This window comes from Streptomyces sp. Q2 (assembly GCF_056820935.1).
Genome location: NZ_JBXEJE010000079.1, coordinates 17,330 through 27,001, shown reverse-complemented (window position 1 = coordinate 27,001; position 9,672 = coordinate 17,330). Strand labels below are relative to the sequence as shown.

Genomic DNA, 9,672 nt, shown 5'->3' with positions numbered 1-9,672 from the left:
ACCGGCGAGCTGGGCGAGCGCAACGGCGTGTACGCGACGAACGTCGAGCACAAGATGGGCCTGAAGGCCTCCAACACCTCACCACCCCCGCACTCACGGATATGGTGCGGAGATCCTCTCTCGAACGGACGTGTGGCTCGCCCTCGCCCTCGCCTCGCTGACATGTGCTTGCATGCTTCGGTGAACCAACAGGATGCTTCCCCCACCGAGTTATCTTCGCCCTGCCGCATCCGACGGCGCGATGCGTCCGATCTCGATCGCTGCGTCCACGTACTGACCGAAGTCCATGGTGACGACGGCTACCCGGTGAACTGGCCTGAGTGCCCCAGCGGATGGCTGATGCAGCCTTCCCTCCTCGCGGCCTGGGTGGCGGAACTGGACGGACACGTAGTTGGTCACATCGGCCTGTCCCGCAGTGGAGAGGGGGATGCGGCACCAGTCCTGTGGAGCCGCCGCGCGGGAGTTCCTGTCGAGCGCACCGCTGTGATCAGCCGCTTGTTCGTCTCGCCCGCAGCTCGTGGCCATGGGATCGGCGCTCGGCTGATGATGCGGGCCGTGGAGGATGCGCAGCAGCGTGCTCTGCACCCCGTCCTCGACGTCCTGGCCTCCGACAGGTCGGCGGCAGCTCTGTACGAACGCCTGGGATGGACCCTACTGGCCACCGTCGACCAGCAGTGGAGTCCAACCCAGACGGTGACCGTGCATTGTTTCGCCGCGCCGACGTGACCCACCTGATCACGAAGACGGCCGCCTGCAGTACACCGGCCGCACCACCACCCTCGCACGGACAGCGAGCCGGTCGCCGGGCTACTCGCCCCGGCGCGATCATCCATGGAGGAGCTGGAGGTTGACCGCCGGGTAGCCGGGCAGCGCTGAACGTCACGCTGGTGGAACCCGAGTTGGTGGCGGAAGTCGGCGTCGGCGTCGCCCGTGACGCCTCCGGCCGGTGGCGCCACCCGCACGCCTGCACCGCACCCGCCCCCACCTCTCCCCCGCCGACCTCCCCCACCTGGCGTCGTCGCTCTGACTGTGGCGCAGCGCGCCGGCCCCAGCCAACGCGCGCTCGAGCGCCCACCACTGTGCAGCGGCTCGAACCCCCTCGCCCGTGGCCGCCGTACCACCTCGACATGGACGCCCAGCCGGGCGCCATGGTGGAACATGCTGTCCTGGTAACCGCCGTCGGCCCAGACCTTGGCCGCTGGAATGTGCTGCGGGACCTGCGCGACCGGCCGATGGCAGGTCGGTGACGACCCGTGAGGACCGGCGGCCCCCCGGCTCCTTCCGGCGTCGACGGCCACCATTGGAGCCGGATCGGTGAGGCGGGCTTCGAGAGGTCTGCCACGCGCCGGTCTTGGAAGCGAAGCTGGAGCGAGCGACCTTGAGGCGCTCGTCGAGGGCGCGGTTGTCGGTGGCGAACTGGCGGACCCGATGCTTGTGCGTGGTGTTCTCGGTGGATGATCCGCTGCACAGTCTCCTCAGTCCACGTGGCTTCCAAGTCTGGGATCTCACCGTGGAGTTCGCCGATGCGGGTGCGCTCAGTATCGATCTCTGTGTGCGCGGCCTTAAGTGGGTCCTCGGGTCCGTTCGCGAGGCGCGGGAACGGGTGGGGCCGGGGACGTACGGTGACTGACCTCGAGACCGGGGCTGTCGTGCTGCCGCGTGTTCCCTGCGGGTGCTGCTGCCCGCGGTGGCGCTGTCACAGGGGCAGATCGCCGTCGCCGGGATCGGTGTCATCGATCCGATCGAAAACTGGTCGCTCATGTCGGCGCCCCGAAGGGGTTCTTCCCCCGTGACGCTGAATGAGTTCAGTGAGTCACCCCCCACCTCTGCCTAATGGGCATTTAGAGATGAATGTGCTTGATGTTGCTATACATGCCGTTTAGTGTCCCCGGGGAAGAGAACCGCTGCGGATGCGAGTCCCGCGACTGCCAGCCCCGGAAGCGAGGTGTGGAACGAGTGCACGCGAAGTCCGGCTTCCGGCCGGGTCCCCGGTTCCGGTCGGCAAAGGGGAGAGCGCGGCTCAAGAGATCTCGACGGTTGCGGGCGTTCGCCGCACTGCCCCTGCTCGCGTCGGTGCTCTCCGGCTGCGGCGGTGACGAGGCGGGGGGCGGTCGGATCACCCTGAACTGGTACAACTTCCCCGACGACTCCGGTGCACTTCAGCAGGCTGCCGACAAGTGCAGTCAGGCGTCCGGCGGCCGCTACAGGATCATCTACAACAAGCTTCCACGCGCCGCCGACGGGCAGCGAGAGCAACTGGTGCGCAGGCTCGCCGCCGAGGACACCTCGGTCGACATCATGGGCCTGGACGTCACATGGGCCGCGGAGTTCGCGGAGGCCCGCTGGGTCCGGGAGTGGACCGGGCGGGCGAAGCAGCAGGCGACCGAGGGCACCCTGCGCGTACCGCTGCAGACCGCCACCTGGAAGGACAAGCTGTACGCCGTCCCGTACAACACCAACACACAGCTCCTGTGGTATCGCAACGACCTGGTGCGCACTCCGCCCAGAACCTGGGCCGAGATGCTGGACATGGCCCGCGACCTCGCTCAGCAGGGCAAACCGCACTTGGTGGAGATTCAGGGCGCTCAGTACGAGGGTCTTACCGTCTGGTTCAACAGCCTGATCAACAGCGCGGGCGGCACCATCCTCAACGCCGACGCGACCGAGCCCTCCCTCGGCCCACCCGCCGTCCGAGCCGCCCAGATCATGCGCGACCTCGCGAACTCCCCGGCCGCGGACCCCTCCCTCCCCAACCAGATGGAGGACCAGAACCGCCTCGCCATGGAGTCCGGGGTGGCGGCGTTCGAGATCAACTACCCGTTCGTCTATCCGTCGATGAAGGCGAACAACCCGAAGCTGTTCAAGAACTTCCGCTGGGCGCCCTACCCGCAGGTCGACGCCGACCGGCCGTCACGCCCCACCATCGGCGGTATCGACCTGGCCGTGAGTGCGTACTCACGCAACCCCGGGCCGAGTTTCGAAGCGGCGTTGTGTCTGCGCAACCGGGAGAACCAGCTCACGGCCGCGCTCAAGGGCGGTCTGCCGCCCACGACCCGCAGTCTGTACGACGAGCCGTCGTTCATCAGGGACTACCCGTTCGCCAAGGACGTACTGGCGGCTCTGGAGTCGGCAAGCGTGCGCCCGATCACCCCGGCGTACCAGAACGTGTCGATCGCGGTGTCCCACACGCTGTCTCCACCGGCCGCGATCAGTCCGCAGAGCTCGGTCGACACCATCAGAGAACAGATCGACCAGGCTCTCGAGTCCGAGGGTGTGATCCCGTGACCCACCTGCCCCACTGCCCCGCCCGCCCGTGTTCAAGCTCGCGGGTCTGCTTCCCCGGCGGCCCGCGATGAGCATGCAGGCGGAACCGGCCGGGGCCCCGCCGCCCCCCGAGGCGGGACAGCTGCGAAAGGACCAGGCGGCGCTGTCCGCCGGTGCCCGGCAGGAGCGGCGGCTCGGATGGCTGCTGTGCGCACCGGCGGTCATCGTCATGGTGGCCGTGACCGCGTACCCCATCGGGTACGCCATTTATCTGTCGCTCCAGCGATACGACCTGCGTTTCCCCGCTCAGGCGAAGTTCGTGGGTTTCAGCAACTACGGGGCGGTGCTGTCGTCCCCGTTCTGGTGGGACGCCTTCTGGGTGACGCTGTTCATCACCGCGGTGTCCGTAGCCATCGAGCTGGTCCTCGGCATGGGGCTCGCGCTGGTGATGCACCGTACGATCTTCGGCCGCGGCACCGTACGCACGTCGGTCCTCGTCCCCTACGGGATCGTCACGGTCGTCGCCGCGTTCTCCTGGCAGTACGCCTGGACGCCTGAGCTCGGATACCTCGCCGAGCTGCTGCCGAGCGGTGAGGCTCCGCTGACCGAGCAATGGCCGGCCCTGTGGCTGATCATCCTCGCGGAGGTGTGGAAGACCACCCCGTTCATGGCCCTGCTACTGCTCGCCGGCCTGGCTCTGGTTCCCGAGGAGACCTTGAAGGCCTCCATGGTGGACGGGGCCAATGCCTGGCAGCGCTTCACCAAGGTCGTACTGCCGCTGATGAAGCCGGCGATCCTGGTGGCACTGCTGTTCCGCACCCTCGACGCGTTCCGGATCTTCGACAACATCTTCATCCTGACCTCGGGAGCCCAGGGGACCGGCTCCCTGTCGATCCTCGGCTACCACAACCTGTTCACCGCGCTGAACCTGGGCATCGGGTCGGCGATCTCTGTGCTGATCTTCATCTGCGTCGGGATCATCGCCTTCGCCTTCATCAAGCTGTTCGGCGCGGCCGCACCAGGCGCGGAGGTGAAGCGCTGATGGCAGCTGTGGGCAAGGCACACGCCACCCGTTGGGCAGTGGTGAACGTGGTGGTGGTGCTGTACGCACTGTTCCCGGTGTGGTGGATCGCCGCCCTGTCGTTCAAGGACCCGAGCACGCTGACGGACGGCAACTACATCCCCAGGAAATGGACCTGGGAGAACTACCGGGGCATTTTCGAGACGTCCGAGTTCACCCGCTCTCTCGTCAATTCCATCGGCATCGCGCTGATCGCCACGGCGATCGCGGTGGTACTGGGCACCATGGCCGCCTACGCGGTGGCCAGACTGCGGTTCCCCGGCAAGCAGGTGCTCATCGGCATGTCACTGCTGATCGCCATGTTTCCCCCGATCTCGCTGGTGTCACCGCTGTTCAACATCGAGCGGATCCTCGGCATCTTCGACACGTGGATCGGGCTGATCATCCCGTACATGACGTTCTCCCTGCCGCTGGCGATCTACACGCTGTCGGCGTTCTTCCGGGAGATTCCCTGGGATCTCGAGAAGGCGGCCAAGGTGGACGGCGCCTCGCCCGCGCAGGCATTCCGCCTGGTCATCGTGCCGCTGGCGGCGCCGGGCGTGTTCACCACGGCTATCCTGGTCTTCATCTTCTGTTGGAACGACTTCCTGTTCGCGATCTCGCTGACCTCCACGGAGAGCGCACGCACCGTGCCGGCCGCGATCGCCTTCTTCACCGGCAGTTCCCAATTCCAGCAGCCCACCGGGTCGATCGCCGCGGCGGCCGTGGTGATCACCATTCCGATCATCATCTTCGTCCTGCTCTTCCAGCGGCGCATCGTCGCCGGACTCACCTCCGGAGCGGTCAAGGGCTGACCGGCCACCGTCGCCGGCCGGCCGCCGGTCCGCAGCCCCCGATCCGCGACACCCCGGAGCCGGAAGGCAAGAAGGCAAGGAGACACCACCCATGGCCGAGATCATCCTCGAGGGAGTCACCAAGCGTTTTCCCGACGGAGCCCTCGCCGTGAAGGACGTGGACCTCGACATCGCCGACGGCGAGTTCGTGATCCTCGTCGGGCCGTCCGGATGCGGCAAATCCACCACCCTGAACATGATCGCGGGCCTTGAGGACATCACCGAGGGCACGTTGCGCATCGGTGACAAGGTCGTCAACGACCTCACCCCGAAAGACCGCGACATCGCGATGGTGTTCCAGAGCTACGCCCTGTACCCGCACATGAGCGTCCGCGAGAACATGGGCTTCCCCCTGCGCCTGGCCAAGGTCGACAAGGCCACCGTGAACAAGAAGGTCGAGGATGCCGCCCGCGTCCTCGACCTGACCGAGCACCTGGACAGAAAACCCGCCAACCTCTCGGGCGGCCAGCGTCAGCGGGTGGCCATGGGACGGGCGATCGTCCGCGATCCCAAGGCCTTCCTGATGGACGAGCCGCTATCCAACCTGGACGCCAAACTCCGGGTACAGATGCGCACCCAGATCTCCCGGCTGCAACGGCGCCTGGGCACGACGACCGTGTACGTCACGCACGACCAGACGGAGGCCATGACGCTCGGCGACCGGGTCGTCGTCATGCGACAGGGCCTCGTCCAACAGGTCGGCACCCCCGCACAGCTCTACGACCACCCGCGCAACCTCTTCGTCGCGGGCTTCATCGGCTCGCCCGCGATGAACTTCCTGACGGCGACACTGGAGAACAACACCCTCCGCTCGCCCGTGGGCGACCTGCCCCTGGACGACCGTACGCGTCAGGCACTGGAACGGCAGAACGCACCTCGCGATGTGATCATCGGCCTCCGGCCGGAGGCATTCGAGGACGCGGACCTGGCACACGAACGGGGCCGTCCCCGCTTCACCGTCACCGTGGACGTCCTTGAGTCGCTGGGCTCCGACGTGTTCGTCTACTTCACGGCGGAGGGCGTGGCCGCGAAGACGTCCGAGCTCGAGGAACTCGCTGCGGACTCGGGCCTGCGTGACACCGGCTCGGACACTCCGCAGGTCGTGGCCCGCCTGGACGCCGCCACCCGCGCCCGCGAAGGGGAATCCGTCGACCTGCAGGTCGACATGGGCAAGGCGCATGTGTTCGATCCGGCGAACGGGGCAAACCTCACTCACCCGGAAAGTGCTGCTTAGACGGCCTTTGAGGTAGGCAGTTTGCCCTTGGAGCGCCTGGCAAGGTTGTCGACCGAAGCGATGTGGATCATGGATTCGGAGCTGGCGGTGAGGGTCTCGTAGTCGCGGGTGAGACGGCGGTGCATCATGATCCAACCGATGCTCCGTTTGAGCACCCAGCGCTTATTCACCACGTGAAATCCACGGGCATCCGGGTATCTGTTGAGGACTTCGACATCGATTCCGAGGTGCGCACCGTGCTCAACGACGGTGTTCTCTCTTGTAGATCGTCGGGTACGTCTCCTTCGCCTTGTCGAGGAGGCCTGTCCCAGGCCTTCTCGAGAGGCCTGCGGCCGTGACGATCACAGCGAGGATGAGTCCGATCGTGACGGTGAGGATGCCGCGCGTCCTCCCGACGATCCTTCTTGGCTGCATCCGTTCCCTGGTCGGTCAGGGGCACGTCGCTGGGCAGTCGGTTCGGGCTTGCGCCCTTCCTTCACCCGGGCCAGTCCCGTCGGGCCGTAATTGAGCTGGGCGAAGACAGCCTCGTCGCGCCAGGCCGGGTAGTAGGCATTGACGGTGCCGTGGTTCGGGAAGTCATGCGGGAGGTCTTTCCACAGGTCCGACCACAGCAGGTCACAGTGGGGGCAGAGCTCGCAACTGCAGTGACCTGGCCTGTTCCCACCTGGCGTGATCACACTGAGCGGTGATGTGCTGACCCATTGTCAGTGCCTGCTGCAACGATGGACGGTTGTGCGGGGATCACATCGTCAAGGGGGAGGCATCCGATGCCTATCGTCCGAGGATACGTACGCGCGGACGGCACGCCGGTACGCAGCTATTCGCGGTGGGCTCCAGGCGCGCGCCGGGAGATGGGGATCTTAGCCTGCGTCGCGTTAGCGGTCGTGGTCCTGGGCAACAGTGGCGTGGCCTCGGGAGGCGACAACAGCCCGCGGCAGCCACGGACGACGATGCAGTATCCGATCACGATCGATACGCCGACCAGCGAGGTGCCGCAACCGCAGCCCACCGTGTCGTACCCGATTCCGTGGGTGCGCGAGGTGGGTGCCCGGTGACGCGGCGACGCTCGACGCGACCGACGCGTCGGCGCCCTGGCCGGCGGGGCAGGCGACAGCAGCAGGCACAGGCGCAGCTGATCGGCCTGGCGATCGCGGTGGTCGTGGTGATCACCTTGATTGTGGGGGTGGTCAACTGGCTGCTGGCGCACTGGTGGATGCTCGTCATCGCCGGGGTGCTCGCGGTGCTGGCGGGCGTCGGCTGGTTGTACAACCGGCAGCAGCAGGCCCGGTGGGAGGCCGTTCGCACGCAAGCCCTGCGCTACGGGCTGCCGCAGCTGGACGCCCTGCACCACACTCGGTTCGAGGACGCGGTACGCGACCTGATGCGCCGGGACGGCTGCCAGGACGCTCAGCGCGTCGGCGGCCGCGGTGACCTGGGCGCGGACGTGAAGGCAACCGACCCGTTCGGACGGCACTGGGTGATCCAGTGCAAGCACCGCCGCAACGGCGCCCGCGGTTCTTCGGTAGGCACGCCGGATCTGCAGGTCCTCAACGGCACAGCCAGGCAGGTCCACGGAGCGGACGTCGCAGTCATCGTGACGAACGGGCGGGTGACCGCGCCGGCCGTCGCGTTCGCCAGGCAGCAGCGACTGCACGTGGTGGACCGCCAGACACTGGCGGTATGGGCGTCCGGCTCACGCCCGCTGTGGGAACTGCTGCGGACGGTTCCGCCTCCCCGGCGGCCAACTTCCTTGAGTTGAATCGCATGGGCGGACGCCCCTAAGACGACACCTGCGGGGCTCGCATTCGTTGACCTCAGAGCATCCGGCAGGGCCCCGGAAGGTCATGGCTGACCCCCGGGTGGCTGTGAAACGTGGCGGACGCACCGCCATCCTGACCGCCCCGCGGCATCCTGAGTTGGTGCGTGCACTGGTGATCGTCCAAGCCGGGGTCCGCGGCCCTGACCCGGACGGTCCAGCTCGGATTGGTCGCCGGCTCGACTCGTGGCCCGTCCCATTCCCCTCGCGTGATGCTGACAGTGCAGTTCTCCGGTGGTGAGCCAGTCGGTGTGCGCTGGGCAGACGGGCTGGACCCGAACTGCGGGTCGCTGATTCGGACGATCTGGCCATTACCCCAGGCGGCGGCCGCTGACCTCGCCCTCGGTGATGTGCCGGCGCAGGCAGGAGACCATGCGGCGTCTGGCAGCGATCACACCGACCCGGGCGGCGACCATCTCTCGGGTCTGGTGGTGCCGCCCGCCCGCCGCAGCGACGAGCTTGGCGGCCGCGACCGGGCCGTGGGCCGGTTCGCGGCTGGGAGAAGAGGAGTTGTAACCAGTCGGAACAGGCGAAGAGGGGACCTGATCAGCGACAACCGCGAGACGGCGGCTTGAGACTGCGTGGCTGGGAGCGTGGCTTACAGGGCCTACCAAGGGGCTCGTTGTCGCAGCGCTGTCCGACCCGGTCGGCAGGGTGGGTGGGACGGGCGGGAGGGGTGCGGTGGTCATCATGGCCAAAAGCCAGTTGTGATGGTGCCCTTGCTGGGGAAGGGTCTGTGGTCATGGAGTTTTTCTGCTACCACCGTGATCGGCCTGGCTCCCTCGCGTTACGCGAGGAGTTGCTGGAGGAGCACTGGTCATACATGGACCGGTACGCGAAGGAGCTGATCGCTCGCGGCCCGACCTTCGCCGATGATGGTGAGACACCCACCGGCAGCGTGCACATCGTCGACCTGCCCGATCCCGCCGCCGCCCGCGCGTTCGCCTTCGACGAGCCTAACTACCAGGCCGGCGCGTACCGGGATGTGCTGCTGCGCCGGTGGCGCAACGTGCTGGGGCGCACCATGTGGGATTTCCCCGGTAGCCGGACCGGTGGCAACCGGTACCTGGTGCTCGGTCTCGGCGAGGGCCCGGCCGCCGATCCAGCCCTGCCGCTCGACCGGGACAAGCTGGTCGCGTACGGGCCGCTGCTGTCGGACGACGGCGACACCTGGCTGGGTACGGCGGTGCTGCTCAGGGCCCCGGATCCGGACACGGCACGAGCCGTCCTGGCTGCGGACCGGTACGCGGACATCGAGGTCCACGACTGGGAGTTCGGCGGGCGTCGATGAGCCACAAAGGCGCCGGAAGCGTCACCGCTGGAGGCGATGTGGACCTTGACCGAGGCAGGGCCTGCCGACTGCTCACTGTCGGTGCCGCTGTCGTCGAACCCGCTGCCACCACAGGCCGACAGTCTGAGCGACAACACCGCGACGGCACCAACA

The 9,672-nt window shown here is 67.3% G+C and carries 7 protein-coding genes and 1 pseudogene; 7 read left to right on the top strand and 1 reads right to left on the bottom strand.

Annotated elements, in window-relative coordinates; all coding sequences use genetic code 11:
• Positions 1–54 precede the first annotated feature (54 nt).
• The 5 genes from ACWBNA_RS46205 to ACWBNA_RS46185 all read left to right on the top strand — a co-directional run bounded on the left by ACWBNA_RS46205 (position 55) and on the right by ACWBNA_RS46185 (position 6,412).
• On the top strand, positions 55–726 hold the full coding sequence (locus ACWBNA_RS46205; protein WP_482710609.1) for a GNAT family N-acetyltransferase: 672 nt from the start codon (positions 55–57) through the stop codon (positions 724–726).
• Positions 727–2,037: 1,311 nt separating this feature from the next.
• Positions 2,038–3,285 carry an ABC transporter substrate-binding protein gene (locus ACWBNA_RS46200; RefSeq protein WP_482710606.1) on the top strand — a complete coding sequence of 416 codons (1,248 nt, stop codon included), beginning with the start codon at positions 2,038–2,040 and terminating at the stop codon, positions 3,283–3,285.
• 67 nt (positions 3,286–3,352) lie between these two features.
• Entirely contained in the window at positions 3,353–4,306 is a 954-nt protein-coding gene (locus ACWBNA_RS46195) for a carbohydrate ABC transporter permease (protein WP_482710605.1), read from the top strand.
• Complete coding sequence (locus ACWBNA_RS46190) at positions 4,306–5,139, top strand: carbohydrate ABC transporter permease (protein WP_482710604.1); 834 nt, start codon at positions 4,306–4,308, stop codon at positions 5,137–5,139. The genes ACWBNA_RS46195 and ACWBNA_RS46190 overlap by 1 nt, the downstream gene beginning before the upstream one ends.
• 91 nt (positions 5,140–5,230) lie before the next feature.
• Positions 5,231–6,412 carry an ABC transporter ATP-binding protein gene (locus ACWBNA_RS46185; protein WP_482710603.1) on the top strand — a complete coding sequence of 394 codons (1,182 nt, stop codon included), beginning with the start codon at positions 5,231–5,233 and terminating at the stop codon, positions 6,410–6,412.
• On the opposite strand, the pseudogene ACWBNA_RS46180 reads toward ACWBNA_RS46185, so the two are convergent.
• A pseudogene (locus ACWBNA_RS46180) lies at positions 6,409–7,008 on the bottom strand (transposase family protein); the annotation flags it as partial. The gene ACWBNA_RS46185 and the pseudogene ACWBNA_RS46180 overlap by 4 nt on opposite strands.
• Before the next feature lie 455 nt (positions 7,009–7,463).
• Here ACWBNA_RS46180 and ACWBNA_RS46175 point away from each other — a divergent pair.
• Together ACWBNA_RS46175 and ACWBNA_RS46170 are read left to right on the top strand one after the other, a co-directional pair.
• The gene (locus ACWBNA_RS46175; RefSeq protein ID WP_482710602.1) at positions 7,464–8,171 is read left to right on the top strand and encodes a restriction endonuclease; all 708 of its coding nucleotides are present in this window, start codon (positions 7,464–7,466) and stop codon (positions 8,169–8,171) included.
• A 799-nt stretch (positions 8,172–8,970) separates the two neighbouring features.
• Positions 8,971–9,519 carry a YciI family protein gene (locus tag ACWBNA_RS46170; RefSeq protein WP_482710601.1) on the top strand — a complete coding sequence of 183 codons (549 nt, stop codon included), beginning with the start codon at positions 8,971–8,973 and terminating at the stop codon, positions 9,517–9,519.
• The last annotated feature ends 153 nt before the right edge of the window (positions 9,520–9,672 follow it).